Below are 21,332 nucleotides of genomic sequence, written 5' to 3' on the forward strand. Positions count from 1 at the left end.
GTATTTTTATCCTGTGCAAAATACCGCAAGCACAATTTTGTCAGCTCCGGATACTGTTGGGAAACGGTGTCCGGAGTGTTTATACCGTCATATGGGAATACCGAAAACTCCCTCCAAAGACACTTTTCATCTACCCGTACAGGCCGTTGTGTGAGATCACGACAGCTCTCTTCAAAACATAAAAAATTCCGTCGTGAACAACGGAACGCGTCAGCATATCGGTACATCGTAAATCTCCATCTTTAGGATTCTCCGAAAGAACAGAGCCGTCCGGAGCGATATTTATCGTATATGCATCGGGGCGACACGTATAAAAAACGAATTTCGAGCGCGAGACAGCCGGGCATTTTATTCCCCCGAAAACAGGACATACAACTTTCCCGTTTTCCGGACATTCCATGTTTTTACCCGGCCTTTGCGAGTCTTCTTGCCATATGGCTAAATAATGAGCCGGTGCAGGCGATAGACGTAATAGTCTACGGCATGTAGGCCGGCCACGAAACCTTTTCCGTGTACCCTTGCTGCGAGTCCTGCGACGCCCGAAATCCCGTATGTGACGCAACACATTGATAAAACCGTGGCACGCAAGCGCCCATGGGCTCCGTGCCGGAACATGGATACGGTCGAGCGTGTCTTTTTGGCCTCCGGCAAGACACTGGTGAAACTTAAATCGGAATAGATATATTCACATTGCCATTGCCTGGCAAGTAAATTCTCCTCCCCACGGTTTAGGAATGTTTCATCCATGAATTTCCGAGAGGTGCCCGGCATATTCTCCGACTCCTTGCAGAGCAGGCAGGCCATGAAAACCGTTAGCAGTATGAATACCGATTTACGCATTCCGATAAACTGAATCTATTACAAAATTAACAGTTCGTATGGAACCGGCAAATTTTCCGGAGATATATACCGGAAACGGAGATGAATCCGACCGAATGCAGGATATTGCCGGATGCTTCGATCCGATTATACCCAGAAATGACGGGTTTCAATATGACATCGAAGCTGCTGCTTCCGATGTTTGTCACGGCAAAGATAAATGGAAATTACCTATCCTGCCGGTTGCCCCGGGAAAGATAATCCCGGGCCGGTCGGCCGGGCCTCCCTCTCCGGCTCCGGGGCGGAAAAATCATCCTCGCCGGGGCTGCGGTATTTTTCCGTCCCTGCGCCTGCGCCGCGGGCTTATGACTCTTCCCGAGGCAACCGATCCGTTCGGGATATAAAGCCTCATAACATATTATTCATTGCTTGCGCGATAAAAACAATAAAATTCGTGCGAGCAGAAAACACGTGAGACACACGGTAAAAACTGTTACATGTTATGCAGACTGCGAAAGCAAATTCGAAATCGAAGCAGAGCGGTAAGACCGCAGTTCGGACGCCGGCCGTTTCCGAGGCCGTTGCGGCGCAAGCGCAAGACCCGGTTGCAGCCGGGAGTCCCGACATGAAACCCGCCGAACCGCAGGCAACGGATATCGGAGCTGTGAATCCTGTCGCAGAAACCAGTCCTGCCGAACAACCGGCAGTCCATCCCGAGACGGATGTCCGGCTGCTGGATCTGAACAAGATCGTCAATTCGACCTACAATCCCCGCAAGAACTTCCGTGAGGATACGCTGCTGGAACTTGCCGAGAGCATCAAACAGTCGGGCGTACTGCAGCCTATCTGCGTGCGTCCGAAGGACGAGGGCTTCGAGATCGTCTACGGCGAGCGCCGCTACTGGGCCGCGGCCATGGCGAATCTGAAATTCATCCCGGCCTTGGTACGGGATTTGTCGGACGCCGAGGCCGAGGATGCCGCCATCACGGAGAACCTGCAGCGCGAGGACGTGCGGCCGCGCGAGGAGGCCGCCGCCTACAAGCGGGCCCTGCAGTCGGGACGGCATACGATCGAGAGCCTCGTGGGCAAGTTCGGCAAGTCGGAAGCCTACATCCGCTCGCGACTGAAACTCTGCGAGCTGATCGATGCCCTGGCCGGGATGCTCGACAAGGAGGAGATTTCGGTGGGCGTCGCTACGGAGATCGCCAAATATCCGGCCGACATCCAGCAGGAGGTCTACGACGATCATTTCGCCGAGGGGTGCTACAACTCGTGGAAGACGGCGCGGATCAAGGAGATCGCCCGGCGTCTCTACGAGCGTTACATGACCAAGCTGGAAAGCTATAACTTCGATAAGACGGAGTGCCTTTCCTGCCAGCACAACACGGCCAATCAGGTGCTGTTCAAGGACGAATGTGCAGACGGCTGCGCAGGCTGCCAGAACCGCGAGTGCATGCTCCGCAAGAATGACGAGTACCTCGTACTGAAGGCCGTGAAACTCCTCAAGGACGATCCGCGTACGACGCTGGCGACGAACGGCGCGACGCCCGTCGCGGTGCTCGAAGCGCTCGAACAGGAGGGCTATCACGTCGAAGAGCTGGAATACAGCGTTTATCACTACGACAAAGGCCCTCAGATGCCCGACGCTCCGCAGGCCGAAGAGTTCGAATCGGAAGAGGAGTTCTCCGAGGCTCAGGAAGAGTACGAAGCCGAAATGGCGGCGTTTGCCGAAGAAACTCAGCGGTTGGAGTTCGACATCTCGGAAGGACGGGTGCGCAAATACGCCATCATCGGCAACCTCGATATCGAGTTCCGCTACGAAGAGATCGAGGACGAAGAGCGGGAAGTGACAATAAACGAGGGACAGTCCAATGAACGCAAAGTTTTTGTCTCCGTCGTCCCGCCATCGCCGCTGGAGGGACTGCTCCAACAGGAGCGTCGCTACCGGGAAATCTGCTACGAACATATCACGACCGATATGAAGCGTGTCTTCCTCGATGTGAAGGTTGCTAACAAGCCCTTGCAGAAAGAGGAGCAGCAGATGTTCTACTACGCCGTGATGCAGCGCGTAATGAGCGATTCGAAACTCCGTCAGTGCGGTTTCCGGCCCAAGGAGGGCTCTTACCTGACCGACGAGGAGCAGTTCGCCGCTGCGGGACGCATTACGGCCAAGCAGCAGGCGGCGCTGATCCGTGCGTTTCTGGTGGACTACTTCCGTTCGGCGGCTCCGGAGTACCGCTGTACGGACGAAACGCTCCTGACGGGAATGATGTGCCGCTTTGCAGATCTGAACTTTGCGGAACAGAGCCAAGCCGTTCAACAACAGTATCTGGAAACATACGAAAAGCGCAAAGCCCGGCTTCAGGAGCAGATTGACGCCTTGCAGGCGAAGGCCGAGGCCGAGGAGATGGCGGTCTCGATGCGGGAGGCTCCGGACTTCGAGCCCGAGGAACTCCCGGATCTGCTGCCGGACGAGATGCCCGACGCAGAGCCGTCGCCGGAGCCGTTGATTATTCCGATGGACCCGGATATCGAACCCGATACCCGGATGCCGGAGGAGATGAAAACGGCGGCATAACGGTAGCGCGAACGAAATGTCCAACCGACGGAGCAGGTCATGCCTGCTCCGTCTTTATATTACTATAACAATGAACAAGAATCTGATTGAAAAGATCGCTCCGCAGTTGACGGAGCTGATGATAAAGAAGATGGAAACGCTTACCGAAACGTGGCGCAAGCCGTGGATCGCCGATCTTGCGCACGGACTCCCGCGCAACCTGCGCGGCACGCCCTACCGGGGCGGGAATATCCTGATGCTGCTGTTCCTCTCGGAGATCGCAGGCTACCGTACGCCGCTCTTTATGACCTTCAAACAAGCCAAGGAAGAGGGGTTGAATATCCTCAAAGGCTCCGGTTCGTTTCCGGTCTTCTTCTGGAAACTCTATATCCGCCACAAAGAGACCCGTAAGAAGATTGAGTTGGCGGAATACTACCGCCTGCCGCAGGAGCAGCGGCGGCAATACGACGTGCTGCCCGTGATGCGCTATTACCCGGTCTTCAACATCGACCAGACGGATATGCAGGAGCGGCATCCGGAGCGATATTCCTCGCTTACGACACCGACCGAACAGAAAGACTACTCGGACGGTCTGACATGCGAGGTGCTCGATCGGATGCTGGCGGAGCAGTCGTGGCTCTGTCCCATCCTGCTCAGATCCGGCAACAGGGCGTCCTATTCGCCGACGCTCGACCGGATCGTCTGCCCCGAAAAACGGCAGTTTCCGGAGAGTGCGGCCTTTTGGACCACGCTTCTTCACGAGGTCACGCACAGTACGGGGCATGCGGAGCGTCTGAACCGTCCTTTTGGCGCTTGCTACAGAGATGCCGACTACATCCGCGAAGAGTTGGTCGCCGAACTTACGGCGGCTTTGTGCGGTGCGATGCTGGGCTTTGCCACGACGCCCCGCGAGGAGAGCGCCGCCTATATCAAGGACTGGCTGGCGGAGTTCCATAAAGAGCCGACCTACCTGTTCGACATCCTCACGGACGTGAACCGTGCCGCGCGGATGATCTCCGAACGGCTGGCCTGCGAACAGGAGCCGGAAACCCCGGGAGCGATTCCGGCCGAAGCGGCCTAAAACACGTAAAACAGATCGTTTAACCTGCGCTGCGGCCGAAAGGCCGCGGCGCTTTCATTATCAGCAATATGCAACAATCCAAAGCCGAAGATCGGTACAGCTGCGAAACGCTGCTGTCGATGAATACGCTTTACGACCATGAACACCACCTGACGCAGGCGGATGTAGATGCCGCCAATGCTTTGGTGCGTCATATCGAACGTACCCGCAACCCACGTGTCCCGCAGGTCGGCGACCGGGTGCGCTATACCACGCGCCACGGTGATTTCCACGGCAATGCCCTGATCGAGGCTGTCCGTGAAGATGGAACGCGCTCGATCTGCCTGTGCCCTTACGTGCCTTTCGTGTGGGCGACAGCCGGCGGCATCGGCTGCGCGGTCAGCGGCGGGCCTTTTACAGCCGTGATGCCGCAAGAGCTGAAGCCTTCCGGTGCTGTGCCGGGGGATTTCTGTGCTTGGGGACATTGCGGCGCCTGCGGCAACGGAGTCGTCCGGTTCTGCGCCGAGGTGCCGTTGTGGGAATACCGGGAACCGGAATCGCTTTACGGCGATTTCTCGACCGAGAAATGGCGCAAGATCAGCCTTTACAAGGATACGGAGTGCCGAAGCAGCGATCTTTACTGGGGCGATTGCATTTCGTTCCGGACAGAGGAGGAGTTCCAACGTTTTCTCTCCGATTACGAAGGAACCGTATTTGCGGCTCCCGGCCCGAAATCCGTCATCGTCTGGTGCTATCGGGATGAGCAGACCGCCGTATCGCAAGAGGGGTGGGATGTGCTCGATGCTCCCGTTACAGAGCGGCGCATCTACAACGCGCCCCAACCCGTAAAACTCGTCAAGGATCACGGGCGGCACACCACGGTCTGCTATTTCGTCAGACCGGAATTTTCTTATAAATAACTTGATTCTCTATGACTATTAAAAACAAAGAAACACTCGAAAAACTGCGCACTTATCAGATCGGTGTGATCCGCTCGGTCATCGCCAGCCGGCAAGGGCGCATGGGAACCTATCAGGCCGATGCGATAGACCGCGAGCGGCTGGCAGATACGGACGGCCTCGCCTACGAGGAGTATTATGAGTCGCCTCTTACAATCGAACACGACGGCCTTTGTCGCAATGTAATCTCCCTCGAATTTTGTGAGGACGGGCTGACGCCCGTCTGCCTGATGGACGGCGGGGATGGAGATGATTTCCCGCTTGCGCTTGAAAATCTCTCCTGCGATACCCTGCAAGGCATCGTCGAATGGCTGGAAGAATACGATTTCATCCCGTCCGCCGAAGCTGCGCCGCAGACGACAAGCGATCTTACGGAAGATTTTGTGGAACGCTGCCTGCCGGAATATCCTACGCGCTACGACGTTTTCCGGCTGGGTGAATTGCAGAACTTCCTCGATGGCCATGAATCCCCGGAATTCGGGCTGAACCGCGACGAAGCCGCCGCGGAGCGCGACCGTTTGCAGCTTCGGATCTATGCCGAGGCCATTACTGCCTTTATGAAAAGGCAGTCCACAGCGCTTCCGGGCAATGTGTCCCTGCGCGACTATGCCGAGGTGCTGGTCGATATCGCCTATGAAGCTGGGCGCAGGAAATTCCGGCCCTCGGACAACTCCCGCGATACGGCCGCGACGCTCATTGCCTGGGGCGACGAGTTCTCCCGGCAGCATGAGGATACGGACTGGACGGAGAAGGAGTTCCTCGACGAGATTTACAGGTTCACCGCTGAGAAGCTGCAAAGCGTTCCGAACAAGGACGATCCGAATGCGGAGTTCGACATCGCCTTTCTGAACCGTGCGGTACTCGAAAGACACGGATACGATACTGCGACGATTACAGACAGCGATCTGCAGGAGTTGGCCGGACGGATGGGCGATTATTATTGCGAGAGCAGCAAGTTCAGCGAAGATCTGCGTACGGCCTGCGGCGATTTCGGATTGAAGCTCCGGGACACGACCAATCCGAAATAACACGACACTTCACGTATTGTCAAATCAGGCCGCAGCCCTAAAGCTGCGGTCTTTTAATTGCATATCATTATGAGCTATCAGATTATAACACGTATCACTATTACCCCCGACCTGCGGGTGATGGTGCGCATGGCGGCGAACAACATCCGCCCGCTCGACTTCCGTTACGACGAGGTCGTATCCCTGACAGAAACGCTGCGCACGAAAGGCCGTCCGACGCTCGAACTGGAACTGCTGTCGCTTTTTTTCAAGGGCCTTTGGCAGGGCCGAACCCGCTATGACCGGGCTGTCGGTTACACGCTGCTGACCGACGGCATCGACAAATACGAGGCGTGGGAACGCTGCCGCGAGGACAAGGAGTACGAACGTGGCCTGCTGCTGCGCATGCGGGGCTTCCTGCACTATCGGCCCGTTCCGTGCCGCTGCCACCTCGAATATCAAAGAAGCCCTGTGCGGCGTATTTATGTCGGATACATCTCTTTTTCGCGGCAGAGGCGCCGCATCTTTCCGAGCGTCCTCGACGCGCAGGCCGCGCTGTTCGCAAAGGGCTGGAATCCCGACAAGTTCCAAATCGTCGAAGAAGAAACGAACCCTAAATCCGAAATACAATGAAAACCTATCGCATCAACAAGAACGCCGCGCGTCTCGCGCAGGGGACGGGCTTCGCTCCCGAATTGATCTATAACATCTCGCTTGTCCGGTTTCAGGGCCGTAACGGCCGCTGTATCGCGGCATGGACACCGGGGATGAAGCGCCCCCCCCGGTATGTCTACAAGGCCCACACCCCGGAAGAATACGACAAGGCTATGGAGCGTATCCGGCAGGAGGCCGAGCGCTTCCGGCGCCATGACGAAGCCGTAGCGCGGTCGAGTGAGGAGTTCCGACGTTCGCTGCGCGTCGGCGACATCCTCTACTCGTCGTGGGGCTGGGAGCAGACCAATATCGACTTCTATCAGGTCATAGCGATCCGCGGCAGCGCGGTAGACCTGCGGCAGCTCGACCAGCGAACTACCGAAGACGGCTATATGTGCGGAACGACCGTCCCGCTGCCCGATGTTTTCAAGGGCAAGACCCATACGCACCGTCTGTCGAAAAATTATATCCGCATCGACTCATACCGTACTGCGTGGAAATGGGACGGGCAGCCCCTGCGGTGCAGTTGGTATGCATAATATAATGCTATTGAGAATATCATTACGCGCTACCGCCTGCATAAAACGCAGTGCGACAAGCGCCGCAAGGAGATCGATCGGGAGATTGAACATCTGAAGCAAGAACGGGAGCGGTTGAATGATCCGCATTGGACGGAAGGGCTGCTTCGGCCGGTCATGGCGGAGATCGCCCGCCTGACTCCTGAGATCGACTGGGAGAACAACGACGGGTTCTATCCGACAGACCTGCGTGGTGCTATCACGGTTTTCGGCAGAACGAAGCGGGGAAGACCTGTCTGCATCACCTTTACCGAGTCCGGACACGACTTGCAGTTCGATTCGGGGCAGATACACAATTCTTTCTCATTGAAAGTGCTGAAGGATATTGGCGGAACGAACAACATTATGGAATCTGTCGGCGACGGAGAGCCGCTGCTGCGGTATATCCGACAGCGGATCGTCTTTCTGGAACAACACCCCGAAATGGGGAAATAAACAAAATTCTAAGATTTGATTATTATGAAAATCATGTGTCAGGAGCACTACGATAAGGTAGTGCAATACGCCGAGAGTATCGGCGACAAGACGCTCGAAGAGTGTCTGCAACGGCTCGAACGCTGGGAGCAAAATCCCCATCATCCGTGCCAGATCGAACTTTACAGGGACTTCGCGCCCTATTCGTTCCTCTTCAAGGAACGCTATCCCGACGGAAGTCTGGGCGTTGTCGGCGGATTGGTTTATCATGGATGTCCGGATCGGTCGTGCTGTTTTATCGACCGTCCCTTTCACGGCTGGGCGACCCACACCTGAAAAACCGGTTATTTATGCGTATGAAAATTTTGCGCTATGCTGCAGACAGGGACAATCGGTTCGGAGATGTCCGTACCACCGTATCCGACCTTCGTCGGGGAGTGTATATCCGATTTGTCCCGTGTCTGCTGCGACGAATGACGAGCGACAAGACACAACTCTTGAAGACGTGTGCCGGACAAAGCACGGAAATTGCATATCATCAGGATAATTCGTATATTTGGCTTCGCCGAAGATACTCCGCCTCGGTAAACTCAAAACAAGTTTTGGTTTACTCTCGGCTTATCCGTATCTTTGTAAAACGAAACGAACTCCGGCTCATGACCATATTCGATGACTATATCCGAAATAAAGGCTGCTGCAAGGTCTCAAAGACATTACTTTGGGACTATGACTTGACGCAGTTCGACTGGCAGCGTTCGCGTAAGGTCGTCGTGCAGCGCATCATAGAGCGGGGATGGCTCCGGGACTACTTCGCGGCGTTCGACCTCTACGGAGGCATCGAAGGCTTCCGGGAAATCATCAAAGAGGTTCCGACACTCTCGGCGCAGGATATGAATTTCGTATGTACGGCTTTCGGCCTTAAAAAAGAGGAATTGAGATGTTACACACGCAGACAGTTGCGCCGCAGACACTTGGGTTGTTGAAACAGTTGGAGACCGAGCCCCGGCTTGCGGCGTTCAATCTGGCCGGAGGTACGGCTTTGGCCTTATATCTGGGGCATCGTGTGAGTGTCGATCTGGATCTGTTCACTCCGGAGTCGTTCGACGCCGGGGAACTCGAAGCGTTTCTTTCGCAGCGATACGGATTCCAAACGGCCTTCAGGCGCCCCGACACGCTGAAAGGCATGATCGACGGCGTTAAGATCGACTGCATAGCTCACAAATATGCATATCTCCGGCAGCCCTATGCGGAATCCGGAATCCGTTTATACAGCATCGAGGATATCGTCGCCATGAAGCTGTCTGCGATAGCCGACGACGGTTCGCGGCTCAAAGATTTCGTGGATATCGCCTGTCTGTCCACCCGCATCCCGTTTTATGAGATGCTCAAATGCTACGAACGAAAATTTCCGCAGGCAAATGTCATCCGCCCGTTCAAGGCACTCACATATTTCGATGATATCGACTTCGGCGAGGATATCGTCATGCTGAATTTCGAATACGACTGGAAGCAGATCGCCCGACGACTGAAAGAGATGACAGTCCGCCAAGAGCATATTTTTTCGCAGTGGCCGTTAAAAGAACAGAAACTTCCCGTAGCGGAGGACAAGGATACGACCTCTATGAAACGGGGCCGGAAGAGATGAATCCGTATCCATGTTAAAAATGTCCGAACCCGGATTTTTATTTTCTAATATCACGATGCGCCGTTCTGCGGCAATACAATAAACCTGTTGGTATAATCATCGGATTGTCGATGGGCTTTTTTCAGTTCGGAAGTTTGTTTATCTTTGTCGGACAAAAACTTACAAAAATGACCAAAGCAGATATCGTAAAGCAACTCGCCCAGGAAACGGGCGTCGAAGCCGTGACCGTTTTAGCCGTCGTGGAAGGTTTCATGGAAGAGGTGCGAGCCGCACAGATCCGCAAGGAAAACGTTTTCCTCCGCGGTTTTGGTACGTTCCTGATTAAGCATCGCAAAGAAAAGACGGCGCGTAACATTACGAAGAATACGACGATCAAAATTCCGGCACACGACATTCCTGCATTTAAGCCTTCTCCCGCCTTCCAGCGGCTTTTGGAAAAGAAATGATTGCCACAACGCCCCGATTCGGATGTTCGAATCGGGGCGTTGCCGTTTTATCGCTGCCGGTGACCCGTCAGGCATTCAGGCGTGCATGGTCTGCGAGGAACTTCTCCAGCCCGCTGTCCGTCAGCGGATGTCTGAGCAGCCCTTCGATTGCCGCAAGGGGGCATGTCGCCACATCGGCCCCCGCATCGAGACACTGGATAATATGCTGCGTATGACGGATCGAAGCGGCCAGCACCTGCGTTTTGTAACCATAGGTGCGGTAGACCTTCACGATGTGGGCTACCAATGCCACGCCGTCTTCGGAAATGTCGTCGAGACGTCCCACGAACGGAGACACATAGGTCGCTCCGGCCTTTGCCGCCAACAGCGCCTGCCCCACGGAGAATACCAGCGTGCAGTTCGTCCGGATATTCTTCGCCGCGAAGTATTTTACGGCCCGTATTCCTGCGGCCGTGCAGGGCAGTTTCACGACGATGCGGGGATGCAGTGCCGCCAGCGCCTCACCCTCTCGCACCATTCCTTCGAAGTCGGTGGCTATGACCTCGGCGCTCACGTCCCCTTCGACGATGTTGCAGATTTCAACGTAATGACGGTTGCAGTTCTCCGTACCCCGGATGTTCTCTTTGGCCATCAGAGAAGGATTGGTCGTTACGCCGTCCAGAACGCCCAGTTCATGCGCCTTGCGAATCTGCTCCAAATTGGCTGTGTCGATGAAGAATTTCATGGTTCGATAGGTTTTAGGTTTCCATAAAGATACGAAAATTCCATATAGGTTATACCGGATAATATCCGATTTTACATTGCGGAAATTCTTTACGACGCTGTCAGTGTCTGGAAAAAGTCCGTCGGCGGCTGTACGACGGCATGCTGTCTTCCCGGATACCTCGGGCGGCGACATATCTCCGGTTCGGATTCACGAACCTTTGCGGGGATCGGAATTCTCGTTGCGATTTTCGGTTCTTCTCCCCGGGATACCGCATAGTCCTATACGCCGGACACATCCGTAGAAATCGGATGTTAGGACATTCGAACGTCCGGAATGTAGGCCGTGGGGATCGTTCCGTTTGCGGGCATCGTTTTTTTGCTTTACCTTTGCATCCCTGTAAGGAAAAGCCTTGTTTTTCCGGAAAATTCAGAGAGATAAAACTTTACCGAATCATGTATTGGACACTTGAACTGGCATCGAAACTCGAAGATGCCCCCTGGCCCGCAACGAAAGATGAACTCATCGACTATGCAGTACGTTCGGGTGCGCCGCTCGAAGTGCTCGAAAACCTGCAGGAGATAGAAGACGAGGGTGAAATCTACGAATCTATCGAAGACATCTGGCCCGACTACCCCTCCAAGGACGATTTCTTCTTCAACGAAGATGAATATTGAGTTTCCTCAAGCTGCATGAAAGACACCCCGGTACGGTCTGAAAACCGTACCGGGGTGTCTGATTGTTCGGAAACGAACAGCCTTTCAGAGCCGCAGCGTGCGGAACCACGTCTGAATATCCTCTTGCAAAGTGCTCCTGTAAGATCGCCGCACGGATTCGAAATATTCCCACTGCTGCATAAAAACTTCCGCATCGGGTTCGACCGCCTGTCTCTTTACAGGAGTTTCGCATCCAACAATTCCCCTGCGGGTATCTCCACCATCTGATGGCGGGCTCCGTTTTTCTCGACGATTTCCAGCAAAAGCACCTTGTCGTCGGGGATCGTAAGCTTGGGCAGCGCGAATACCGTCCGCTGACGCTGGTGCCCCCTTACAACTGCCGGATCGTTGCATACGCGCAGGATTTCGAGCGATGTCTGCTGTTGTGCCGTACGCTTGGCGAGTTTGCGATCCGCTACGATGAACCGCCGCGCATCCACCTCGAAGGAGATGTTCGTGTCGTTCGAGATGCAGGTGTGAATGTATATCACGTCATTGAACACGTAAATCCCCAACACTTCGACTTCAATGCCGTACTTCTTCGCACGAATGCCCTTCACGTCCGTACGGTTTTGGCGGTATATGTCGCTCAACATGCGTTTTACGGTTGCGGGCTTTTCGCGGCCTACTTCGCGCAGCAGCACCAGGCCCTCGGAAGCCGTCGGCTGCGGATCGTCTGCGGCAGCCGGTTTCTTCACACCTTCCGTCTGCGGTTCCTGCACTGTAAGATTGAGGGTCGAGACAACCGGGTTCTCGGCATAGTGGACATCGAACGTGAAAAATCCGCCGTCTTCGGTGATGACCGTCAGGTTTGTTTCTGCTGCGAAATTCCGCACGGCCGCCTTCACCCGCACGACGTTTTCGGCCCCGTCGGCCTTGCCTGCTATGATGTCCATCGAGCCGATGTCGATATACGTGACGGGCGACGGGAAGAGGATGTGTACAGTCTTGGTGAATCCCGCTTCGATCTTTCGGGGTTCGATCTGCTGCGGCTCGTCCTGCACGGCCTTCGCCGTAGCGTGTGCGGCCCAGATTGCGGAAACAATCAGGGTCAGATAAATAAGGTCTCTTTTCATGTGTGTTCTATTCTTTTGAAATCAATAATAGCTGATGGTTGGCTTTGAGGGTTATCTTCACCTCGCGGAGCTTCCCGGCGACATACTGCGACGAAGCCTGCAATCCTCCGCGCGCCAGCTCCGAAAGGACCTGCTGCCCGGCCGAACGGGTGACGTTTACGCTCGTGCCGGCTGTCTGCCCGACAGACGCCAGCGCCTCTTTGAGGGCCGTCCGCTCGCGGGAGTTCGGGACGTTGAGCCCCGGCTGTCCGTCGAAATCGTAAGCCACGGCTTCGACGGCGAAGATCCGCCCGCCGTATTCGACGGACGACACCGTGACTTGCAGCCGCATTCCGGAGATTGTCGCAAGACCGTATAGCGGCGTATTACGGGGGATGGTCACTCCGTCGATACGCACGGCTTCCAGCAGCCGCAACTGCACGGTGCTCCCGGCACGTATAACCTGCGTCTGAGCGACACAGGCCTTGACGCTTGGAATATCGGCATGCGCGACACCACCTGCCGCCGTGAGAAACCCGAGGTTGCGCTCGACGGTGAAATCCGCCCGAGGGTCGAGCGTCGAGGCTTCGACCTCACCCTCCCGAACGGGGCGCATGACCGACAGGCGCGAATCCTTCCGCTGCTTTGCCTGCTCAACAGCTTCTTCACCTACGGCCGTTCCGCCACCGAGATATTTCCGGGCGAGCTTGTACTGCTCCTCGGCCAGCTCCAGCGGATCGGGCTGTTGCCGTTCAGCGTCAAGCTGGGATTGCAGGGCTGCGACCTGCTCTTTCAGGGCTTCGACTTCGGTATTGCGCTGCGGAGCGGCGTAGAAGCCCTGCACCTGCCGCTGCATGGCCCGGTTGGCCTCGGAGGCCCGCAGTGCGGGGTTGTCCGCCGGTGCAGGCTCCTCGGCAGGTTTGAGCCCGTCGTCCAGCAGCGAGAACGAGTTGTCGCCGAGTGTCATCATGCGTCTCTGCTGCTGCTCCTCGCTGCGGAGCTGTTCCGCGGCTTTGCGTTTGTCGCTGACGGTGGCCTGCGCCTTGCCGTCCGGAACCGACGTGTTGATCCCCGCGGCCCCTTCTTGAGGCTTGACGGGCGCAGGTCGGAATATAAGCCACATCGCGACGAGGAATATACATCCGAGGATCGCCGCGAAGAGCAGCACCTTGCGCTTGCGCAGCCGTTCGAACTCCGCCGAGGGGTCGTTTCCCGGATTCTTGTTTTCTGTCATAACGTTTACGGTTTTGGATGTAATAATTCGGGATGCCCGATCTCCAGCTCCGGTACCATGTCCATAGCGAACAGGAGCCAAAGGTAAAGGAGCAGCAGCAGGACGAGCGCCGCGAGTACGATCCGCTCCCGGATGCGGGGTGCGAGCGCGTCATGCCGGCGTCGCAGCGACCGCCGCATCCAGCGGATGCGGCAGCGCAGGGAGTGCGGTTTAGCGGTCATAGGTCGCGAGGTCTTTGTTTTCGACGATGTTCAGCGCCTCGACCATGAAGCCCTGCGGGTTGTTGTCCGAGCGGGAAACGTTCACCAGACGGCACGTCGTGACGAGCGACCGCTCCGTGACGGTGCTTTCGCGCAGGATGCGCTGCCGGGCAAAGGTCGTAACCTCGTAGGGATAGCGGTCGAAATTGCAGCGGATGCTGTCCACTTTTACCATCTGTGAGACGTTTCCGGCGATCAGGCGGTTGAAGAATCCCTTTTCCTGCAAGACCTTGTAGTAGGACAAGGCACTTTTGTCGGCCATCTGCAAGGCGCGTCCGACATTGGACTCGATGGCCGCCTTGTCGGGCGAGAGGGTGAAGAAGAGCTCGTGGAAGCGCCGCACGTGTTCGCGGGCTTCGACGGGACGGTTCTGCGCGAGGTCCTGCGAGAGCGCCACCATCAGCGAGCGGCCGTTGTCCAGCACGTAGATCTTCTGCCGCTGCCGCTCGGCGAAGGAGTAGGACATCCAGACTGCCGCCACGGTTACGACGGCGCAGATTCCGGCGAAGACGAAAGCGTACATGCGCAGCTGCCGAAAGGATGTTTCGATGTTCGTTAAACACTTGAATTCCATAATAACGAGTCATTTTATTTTCGGAAAATAAGCCGGGCGCCGTTCATGATACCACGCCCCACGGCCTTACCGCCCGATAATGCCGCCGAGCCGGCGCCTTTTGCTCCGGCCCATGCTTTGCCGGCCGTCCATCCGGCTCCGGCGCTTACGAGCGAGGTCATCTTCGAGACGGTTTTGTTGTAGGCGGCGAATCCGTTTGCCTGCACGACCCACGAGGCGATCGAGGGGATACAGAGATATCCGCACACGGCCACGAGCATAAAGATCAGATTCAGGCTGTTCGACCAGTCCACATACCAGTTGTAGCCTCCGGCCATCAGGTCGACGTCGTGGCGCATCGAAAGGGTTTGCAGACGTGCGATGATCGCCGAGAAAAGGTCCGAGATCGGCAGCCACAGGTAAATCGAGACATACTTCGTGAGCCATTGCGTCAGGGTGGATTGAAAACCGTCGAACACGGAGATGGCGAAAGCGATCGGGCCGAGCAGCGAGAGGACGATCAGGTAAAAGGTCCTCAGCACGTCGAGGATAACGCTCGCCGCGGCGAAGAGCAGTTCGAGTACCCACGCCAGACATTTGAAGATGATCCCTTTGACCGACCATGAGGAACGCTGTTCATTCATACGATCGAGGGCCTGCTGCGTCTGGTCGTCGAGTCCCAGTTCATTCAGTTCGCGTTCCATCTCCTCGTCTTCGGCATAGTAGCTGTCCGGGGGCATCTGCTCGCGGCTTTCGAGTTCGAGCCGCTCACGCCGCTCCTGCCATTGTTCCATGTCGAGTGTTTGCCCGACCATCAGCGAATGCGTCGCCTTTACCAGGGGTGAAAGTATGCCGTTCAGGCTTCCCAACACGAGCGTCGGGAAGAACAGGATGCAGATGCCGATGGCGAAGGGCCGCATAAGGGGAAAGAGGTCGATCGGTTCGGCTTGGGCCATCGACTGCCAGACGCGGTAGGCGATGTGAAGCAGCGCCCCGATCCCTGCGATGGCCATTGCGACCTGCGACATCGGATAGCACAGCGCCATCATGTCGTCGTAAAGCACCCGGAGAATCGTATGCAGATTGTCCGTAAGGGAAAGCATGTGTACCATCGTCGGCTACCAGTAACGTTGTTCGTCGGTTCCGTACAATGAGAGCACACCCTCCATGTCCCGCTTCCGGGCGGCCCGCAGCAGGGATATGGAGATGTTCTTGCGCGTGTAGTAGCGCGCCAGGTCGCGGTGGCGCCGCAAAACGCCGTAGACACGCTGCACCACGTCGATACGGTCTTTGTCCGTCAGCGACATGTCCGTAGGATTCACGATATCCTGCAACTCTTTCAATTCCCCGGCCGACTCCTCGATGATTTTAGCGTAGCCTGCGGCGATGGCAGCCAACTCTGCGGGCGTGAAGTTCTCGTCGCCGACCATCCGACGATACCCGTCTACGTAGATGTCCGAGATTTCGCCGACCAGCAGGATGCACTGTTGCACCTTGCGGGCCGAGCGGACGAGGTTGCTGACGGATTTCAGGGCGTCGTAGTATTTGCGGCCCTGCTCATAAATCTTCACGGTTTCCTGAAAGCTCTGCAACATGGTCTGGCCGTTCTTGGCGGCTTCGACGACCTGCTTGGTGGAGTTGACGATGCCCTGCGCGAGGTTCGTAGGATCCGAGACGACCCACTGGGCGTATGTGCTGAGGCCCGTGCAGACGAGGCACAGACACAGCATAATGATTTTCTGCTTCATTGAATTGAATGTATTTTTTAGGATATTTTGCCCGAAGGCGGACATCATCGTTTTATCCGACGGCCCAGAGCCTGCGGCTCGGTACTTTCTTTCCGTACTGGGACGATCTCCTGACGCCGTACCCCGGAAGCATGTTTCTCCTGCTTGGCTTCTTTCTGCCGCAGGAAGTCGAACAGATTGTCCGCATAGGGCTGCCGCCCGGTTATACGTACGAGCCGTGCATCCAATTCCCGGAAGGCTTTTTCGACCTGCCGGAATTGCTTTTCGCGGGGATTATCCGGTTCGATACCGTATTTGTCGAGCAGCTGCCGGTTGGTGTAGGGGCTGTCGATCTTTTCCGGGAAGCGTGCGAACCATCCCAACGTCTGCAACTCGGCATCGAGTTTCTCGATGTAAGTTTGCCGCAGGGGAATTTCCGGATCGCTTTCCAATATCCTCTCGGCTTTCCGCACCATGCGGTTCTCGGCCTTCCATATCCACTCCCGGAGCTGCTGAACCTGTTGCGGCTCTTCCGGACATGCCGGGCCGTCCAGCCGCCCGCGCATCTCTTGCAACCGCTCCATGTCGGCGTCCCAGTCGTAGAGGCGTACGACGTAACAGGAGGGCATATAACGTCCGCTCGTTTCTGCCAGATGGCGCAGCTCGCGGAATGTCTCGGCGCGAAACTGCCGGTCTACGATATGCGCCGCTGCCTGCACCTCGTCTATCTTCGGCTGCCGGAGCCCGCTGTCGGGATGCTGCTCCAGATAGGCATCCAAAAGAAAGGTGTGCATGGCCAGCAGGCCGTGCAGGGAGTGGGCGGTGTCTGCCGGAACGTCCGCGAGGCGCCGTCCGATCTTTTTCGCAAGCGGCGTTCCGCGCAGGGCCTCCATCAGCTCCAGCATATCTTTTCCGGCCGCATCTTCGGGCGTCCTGAGAAAGCGGGATGTCGCTGTATTCATTGTCAGCCCGATTCCGGCAATGGTCAGATCCGATTTCCGGTGCCGTCGCACGAGATCCGTCATACTGCGTATATCCCGTTCCCGGAGCAGGTTTTCAGCATGACGGGCAATGAGCGTGCGTCGATGTTCCCTTTCCCAGTCCGGTTTGCGGCGGAATAACTGCGCGATCCTATCTTTCCATTCCATAACCGTCGGATTTGAGGACGTATAATTGTAGGCGGAGTCCGCCGAAGGGCTGCCCCTGCTTGCTGGGGCAGCCCGGAAATACCGAATGACGCTCCATTATTCGGCCGGTTCGTTGAAGTCGCACGCTTCGGCACTGATTGCGTCGTCTTCCTGCCGCCGGATGCAGTCCTCCGGAACGAAACGTCCGTAACAGCCGATGGTGAGTGTCTCGGTGGAAGCATCGTAGATCACGCGGTTACCGTCATCGGCCCCGAGCCAGAGGCGGTGACGGCGCAGTGAGATGATGCCGTCCTGTACGAGGCGTTTGTAGCAGAGCGCGTGGTCGAAAACGAGGATGCGCCACATGCCCTCGCCGATGCGGCGTATCGAGGCCGAGAGGTTGTTTTCCGCCGAGAGCCACGCTCCGCAGATACGGTCGGCGTCGAGTTGTTCCCGAAGGTCCGCCAAGGTGCGGATAACTTCGGTGCGGGTTCTGATCTCCTGCTGAAGGGCCGCTACGGCCGACGCAGGTGTCGGTTGGTTACTGTTCATTGTTTTTGAGTTTTGAGGTTCGTTTGAAAGCGTCGCCCGGCACGAGGAGCAGTGCATCGGCCGGGGGCGTGTAAAAGAGATCGACCCGGCATCCGCCGTAGGCCGTATAATAGACGCAATCCTTGTAGTATAGGAGGTGCGTTTCGGACGTGCTGCGGTGCGTGATGGTGATCCGGAATTTATCACCGCACGGCTCGATCACCAGCCGCGTATCGTCGAGCGTCGAATGCCATTCGCCGCACAAGGGACGGATTTTGCGGTATTCGTAATCGTAGAAGAGGCGGAAAGCTCCGAGCACGGCGGCCAATGTCAGCAGGATACCGGCGCATATCCAAAGCAACTGTTTCATAACAGGAAGAATTAAGATTCGGTGTTCGTTTTACGCTCGCGTGCCAGCTGGCGGATGGCGGCTTCGATGTCGCCGCCGAGCTTCTCGGCAAGCTCCATTACCTGCATCTTTTCCGACTCTTCGGTGGTGTAACACAGGTACTCTGCCGCACTCGTTTCAGTGGCATAGACCGCCGACTGCACGCCTCCGAGTCCGATCCAGACCTCTTTATAGCGGCGTTTAGGATCGTTCGAGAGGTTGATAGAGAGAATCTGCGCCCGCTCCTTGTCCGTCAGCCCCAGCAGACGTTGTATGCCGTCGAATTTCGAGAGGTATTTGCGCTGGTCCAAAAGGATTTTGCAGTCGGCGTTGTTGATGATCGACTCCTTGACGATGGGCGACGAGATGATGTCGTCCACCTCCTGCGTCACCACGACCGCCTCGCCGAAATACTTGCGAACGGTTTTAAACAAATACCTAATATATGCACTCATATTGGCCGAGGTGAGGGCCTTCCAGCACTCCTCGATGAGAATCATCTTGCGGACTCCTTTCAGCCGCCGCATCTTCGAAATGAAGGTCTCCATGATGATGAGCGTCACCACCGGCAGCAGCGTCCGGTTCGAGGAGATGTTGTCCAGCTCGAAGACGATGAAACGTTTGTCCAGCAAATCCAGCTGTTTGTCGGAGTTCAGCAGGTAGTCGTACTCGCCGCCCTTATAGTAAGGTTCCAGCACGTTCAGGAAGTTTTCGAGGTCGAAATCCTTCTCCCGCACGCGCTTCTGCTCCAGAAGCCGCCGGTAGTCGGTTTCGACGAACTCGTAAAAGGTATCGAACGAGGGGACGATGGAGCGGTCGGTGCGGAGCTTCGAGAGGTAGAGGTTCACGGCGTTCGAGAGCGCCACCTCCTCCGAGCGCGTCGGCTCCTCGGATTCGCGTTTCCAAAGGGTCAGCAGCAGCGTCTTGAGCGACTCGCGCTTCTCCACGTCGTACACTCCGTCCTCGACATAGAAGGGATTGAAGGCGATGGGCGCCTCCTCGGTGTAGGTGAAATACACCCCGTCGCGGCCCTTGGTCTTGGCGTGAATCAGCGAGCAGAGCCCTTGGTAGGAGTTGCCCGTGTCGACCAGCAGGATATGCGAACCCTGCTCCCAGTACTGACGAACCAGATGGTTCGTCAGATAACTCTTGCCCGAGCCCGACGGTCCGAGGATAAATTTATTCCGATTCGTGATGACGCCGCGCCTCATCGGAAGGTCCGAGATGTCCAGATGGAGGGGTATGCCCGACAGGCGGTCGGACATCTTGATTCCGAAGGGCGAGAGCGACGAGCGGTAGTTGGTCTCCTCGTTGAAAAGGCAGAGCGCCTGATCGAGGAAGGTGTAGAAACTCTCCTCGGCGGGGAAGTCGGCCTCGTTGCCGGGAATCGCCGCCCAGAACAGCACCGGCACGTCCACCGTGTTGTGATGCGGCGTGCATCCCATCAGCGCGAGCTGCGAGCCCACGTCGTTGCGGATGCGCTTCAACTCCGCTTCGCTCTCGGCCCATGCCATGACGTTGCAGTGACAGCGTACGGAGCGCAACCCCTGCGAGTGCGCCTCATTGAGGTACATTTCGATCCACTCCCGGTTGATGGCGTTCGAGCGCGAATAGGCCGCCAGCGAGTTCATGTTCCGGGCCGAGGCTTCGAGCCGCTTGAGCGTTTCGTCGTGGTCGTCGAGGAAGATCACCTGATTGTAGACATGGTTGCAAGAGAGCAGCAGCCCCACGGGCGCCGCGAAGGAAAGGCGGCAGTCCGAGCGGTCGGTCGAGAGGCGTTCGTAGCGGAAATCCGTCGCCACGCTCTGCGGCAGCATGTCCAGATCGGAGAGCGTGTGCATCGAGAGGTATTTGTCCCCGATACGCATCACGTCCGGGTCGAGACGGATATCCTCGTTGACGACCGGACGCTGTTCGTCCGAGAGGGCGAAGTAACGGGCCAGCAGCCCGGCGTCGTCCGCCGTGCCGACGATCTCCGTTTCCGTTAGCCGCTCGACGTGCACGAGGCCCGAATCGTTCAGGATGCGTTCCATCTGCTCCGCGGCTTCCAGAAAGCGCGTCACAGCGTCCGTGTCGCGCATTTCCCGCGGGACGATGAAACCCCGGCACAAAACGGACGAGGCGCTCGTCTGCCGCATCCGTTCGGGTGTGGTCTTCGTAACGAACAGGTAGCACGTGTGGTGCAGGTAGGGCCGCTCGTTGAAGTGGCGCTCGTAAGAGCGGGCGAGAAAGCTCCGCTCGGAGCCGTCCTCCGGCGCCGTGTATCGTTCTTCGATAAAGAAGTCTTGTTTGTGGACGACGGTGTAGTCCGGCAGCACCTTCAGGGCTTTGAGCCATGCGCCGTGCAGCGCTTCGTACTCCTCGCCCGTGAGGGTGAAGAGTTCGGGCAGCGAGACGCGGTAAGCCGCGGTGATGTCGGCGAACTTGGAGATGATGCAGTTGTTCTCGACGCGCAGCAAAGGGAATTTCGATTCCAAGGTCGAGGTTTTCAAGGTTCCGCGCATAGGATTACGGTTTTACGGTTCGAGGGATACGAATGCGTAGCAGCCGCCGGATGGCCCGACGATGGATGATGCGCCGCGGATGCCGGCGCGAGGCCATGAGCTTTTGAAGTCCGTAGGGGCCGAAACGGCGGCTCAGGTAGAAGGTGCCGCCCGTGACGGCAAGGCCGGCTGCGAGGGCGAAGAGGATGCAGAAGCCCTGCGGGACGCCGCTCATGTACATTCCGGCGAAGCAGACGAAGACGCCCAGAAGCCCTGCGACGAACAGCACGAGGTACTGCGCTGTGAGCCGTAGGCTAAGAACCCGGTGCCTTGCCGTATTTCTACGGTAGGTTTCCAAGAACTCGCCTCCGAACCGTGCTTGCACCTCTCGGCGCACACGGCTCTCCACTAACATA

General features: G+C 56.8%; 25 protein-coding genes. 13 read left to right on the forward strand and 12 right to left on the reverse strand.

Annotation, left to right across the window (positions count from 1 at the left end):
- Window positions 1-878: 878 nt before the first annotated feature.
- The 12 genes from NQ559_RS11365 to NQ559_RS11420 all read left to right on the forward strand — a co-directional run bounded on the left by NQ559_RS11365 (window position 879) and on the right by NQ559_RS11420 (window position 10,139).
- Window positions 879-1,223 (forward strand): hypothetical protein, encoded by a 345-nt coding sequence (locus NQ559_RS11365; RefSeq protein WP_154654086.1) that lies wholly within the window; start codon window positions 879-881, stop codon window positions 1,221-1,223.
- Window positions 1,224-1,321: 98 nt separating this feature from the next.
- Window positions 1,322-3,397: a ParB/RepB/Spo0J family partition protein gene (locus NQ559_RS11370; protein WP_018697550.1), complete on the forward strand. Its 2,076-nt coding sequence runs from the start codon at window positions 1,322-1,324 to the stop codon at window positions 3,395-3,397.
- A 70-nt stretch (window positions 3,398-3,467) separates the two neighbouring features.
- Complete coding sequence (locus tag NQ559_RS11375; protein WP_018697549.1) at window positions 3,468-4,457, forward strand: ArdC family protein; 990 nt, start codon at window positions 3,468-3,470, stop codon at window positions 4,455-4,457.
- A gap of 68 nt (window positions 4,458-4,525) precedes the next feature.
- Entirely contained in the window at window positions 4,526-5,356 is an 831-nt protein-coding gene (locus tag NQ559_RS11380) for a DUF4121 family protein (protein WP_018697548.1), read from the forward strand.
- An 11-nt stretch (window positions 5,357-5,367) separates the two neighbouring features.
- The gene (locus tag NQ559_RS11385; RefSeq protein WP_018697547.1) at window positions 5,368-6,423 is read left to right on the forward strand and encodes a hypothetical protein; all 1,056 of its coding nucleotides are present in this window, start codon (window positions 5,368-5,370) and stop codon (window positions 6,421-6,423) included.
- Window positions 6,424-6,492: 69 nt separating this feature from the next.
- The gene (locus NQ559_RS11390; protein WP_014774788.1) at window positions 6,493-7,035 is read left to right on the forward strand and encodes a hypothetical protein; all 543 of its coding nucleotides are present in this window, start codon (window positions 6,493-6,495) and stop codon (window positions 7,033-7,035) included.
- Window positions 7,032-7,595: a hypothetical protein gene (locus NQ559_RS11395; protein ID WP_259802576.1), complete on the forward strand. Its 564-nt coding sequence runs from the start codon at window positions 7,032-7,034 to the stop codon at window positions 7,593-7,595. The genes NQ559_RS11390 and NQ559_RS11395 overlap by 4 nt, the downstream gene beginning before the upstream one ends.
- A 114-nt stretch (window positions 7,596-7,709) precedes the next feature.
- Entirely contained in the window at window positions 7,710-8,069 is a 360-nt protein-coding gene (locus NQ559_RS11400) for a hypothetical protein (RefSeq protein WP_018697546.1), read from the forward strand.
- Window positions 8,070-8,093: 24 nt separating this feature from the next.
- Window positions 8,094-8,384 carry a DUF4120 family protein gene (locus NQ559_RS11405; RefSeq protein ID WP_018697545.1) on the forward strand — a complete coding sequence of 97 codons (291 nt, stop codon included), beginning with the start codon at window positions 8,094-8,096 and terminating at the stop codon, window positions 8,382-8,384.
- Between the two features lie 320 nt (window positions 8,385-8,704).
- A complete protein-coding gene (locus NQ559_RS11410; protein ID WP_014774786.1) occupies window positions 8,705-9,031 on the forward strand; it encodes a DUF6922 domain-containing protein in 327 nt (108 codons plus the stop codon).
- Window positions 8,986-9,693 (forward strand): nucleotidyl transferase AbiEii/AbiGii toxin family protein, encoded by a 708-nt coding sequence (locus tag NQ559_RS11415; RefSeq protein WP_026318694.1) that lies wholly within the window; start codon window positions 8,986-8,988, stop codon window positions 9,691-9,693. Before NQ559_RS11410 ends, NQ559_RS11415 begins: the two co-directional genes overlap by 46 nt.
- A 167-nt stretch (window positions 9,694-9,860) precedes the next feature.
- On the forward strand, window positions 9,861-10,139 hold the full coding sequence (locus NQ559_RS11420; protein WP_009596283.1) for an HU family DNA-binding protein: 279 nt from the start codon (window positions 9,861-9,863) through the stop codon (window positions 10,137-10,139).
- Between the two features lie 67 nt (window positions 10,140-10,206).
- On the opposite strand, the gene fsa is transcribed toward NQ559_RS11420, so the two are convergent.
- On the reverse strand, window positions 10,207-10,863 hold the full coding sequence (gene fsa / locus NQ559_RS11425; protein ID WP_014774785.1) for a fructose-6-phosphate aldolase: 657 nt from the start codon (window positions 10,861-10,863) through the stop codon (window positions 10,207-10,209).
- Window positions 10,864-11,297: 434 nt separating this feature from the next.
- On the opposite strand from fsa, the gene NQ559_RS11430 reads away from it, so the two are divergent.
- The gene (locus tag NQ559_RS11430; RefSeq protein WP_009596288.1) at window positions 11,298-11,519 is read left to right on the forward strand and encodes a DUF2795 domain-containing protein; all 222 of its coding nucleotides are present in this window, start codon (window positions 11,298-11,300) and stop codon (window positions 11,517-11,519) included.
- Window positions 11,520-11,734: 215 nt separating this feature from the next.
- Here the strand turns inward: NQ559_RS11430 and traN are convergent, their stop codons facing one another.
- The 11 genes from traN to NQ559_RS11485 all read right to left on the reverse strand — a co-directional run bounded on the left by traN (window position 11,735) and on the right by NQ559_RS11485 (window position 21,331).
- Complete coding sequence (gene traN, locus NQ559_RS11435) at window positions 11,735-12,634, reverse strand: conjugative transposon protein TraN (protein WP_018697542.1); 900 nt, start codon at window positions 12,632-12,634, stop codon at window positions 11,735-11,737.
- Between the two features lie 7 nt (window positions 12,635-12,641).
- Window positions 12,642-13,847: a conjugative transposon protein TraM gene (traM, locus tag NQ559_RS11440; protein WP_018697541.1), complete on the reverse strand. Its 1,206-nt coding sequence runs from the start codon at window positions 13,845-13,847 to the stop codon at window positions 12,642-12,644.
- A 5-nt stretch (window positions 13,848-13,852) separates the two neighbouring features.
- On the reverse strand, window positions 13,853-14,068 hold the full coding sequence (locus tag NQ559_RS11445) for a hypothetical protein (protein ID WP_014774770.1): 216 nt from the start codon (window positions 14,066-14,068) through the stop codon (window positions 13,853-13,855).
- Window positions 14,058-14,681 (reverse strand): conjugative transposon protein TraK, encoded by a 624-nt coding sequence (gene traK / locus NQ559_RS11450; RefSeq protein ID WP_018697540.1) that lies wholly within the window; start codon window positions 14,679-14,681, stop codon window positions 14,058-14,060. Before traK ends, NQ559_RS11445 begins: the two co-directional genes overlap by 11 nt.
- 14 nt (window positions 14,682-14,695) lie before the next feature.
- Window positions 14,696-15,772 carry a conjugative transposon protein TraJ gene (traJ, locus tag NQ559_RS11455; RefSeq protein ID WP_018697539.1) on the reverse strand — a complete coding sequence of 359 codons (1,077 nt, stop codon included), beginning with the start codon at window positions 15,770-15,772 and terminating at the stop codon, window positions 14,696-14,698.
- A gap of 6 nt (window positions 15,773-15,778) precedes the next feature.
- On the reverse strand, window positions 15,779-16,408 hold the full coding sequence (locus NQ559_RS11460; RefSeq protein ID WP_018697538.1) for a DUF4141 domain-containing protein: 630 nt from the start codon (window positions 16,406-16,408) through the stop codon (window positions 15,779-15,781).
- Between the two features lie 44 nt (window positions 16,409-16,452).
- Window positions 16,453-17,535, reverse strand: coding sequence for a hypothetical protein (locus NQ559_RS11465; protein WP_026318693.1), 1,083 nt, complete (start codon window positions 17,533-17,535; stop codon window positions 16,453-16,455).
- Between the two features lie 96 nt (window positions 17,536-17,631).
- Window positions 17,632-18,066 carry a hypothetical protein gene (locus NQ559_RS11470; RefSeq protein WP_018697536.1) on the reverse strand — a complete coding sequence of 145 codons (435 nt, stop codon included), beginning with the start codon at window positions 18,064-18,066 and terminating at the stop codon, window positions 17,632-17,634.
- The gene (locus NQ559_RS11475; RefSeq protein ID WP_018697535.1) at window positions 18,056-18,415 is read right to left on the reverse strand and encodes a DUF3876 domain-containing protein; all 360 of its coding nucleotides are present in this window, start codon (window positions 18,413-18,415) and stop codon (window positions 18,056-18,058) included. Before NQ559_RS11475 ends, NQ559_RS11470 begins: the two co-directional genes overlap by 11 nt.
- A gap of 11 nt (window positions 18,416-18,426) precedes the next feature.
- Complete coding sequence (locus tag NQ559_RS11480) at window positions 18,427-20,937, reverse strand: TraG family conjugative transposon ATPase (RefSeq protein ID WP_018697534.1); 2,511 nt, start codon at window positions 20,935-20,937, stop codon at window positions 18,427-18,429.
- A 4-nt stretch (window positions 20,938-20,941) separates the two neighbouring features.
- Window positions 20,942-21,331, reverse strand: a complete 390-nt coding sequence (locus NQ559_RS11485) for a DUF4133 domain-containing protein (RefSeq protein ID WP_018697533.1) — start codon at window positions 21,329-21,331, stop codon at window positions 20,942-20,944.
- Window position 21,332 lies beyond the last annotated feature (1 nt).

Source organism: Alistipes onderdonkii, from assembly GCF_025145285.1.
Lineage (GTDB): Bacteria > Bacteroidota > Bacteroidia > Bacteroidales > Rikenellaceae > Alistipes > Alistipes onderdonkii.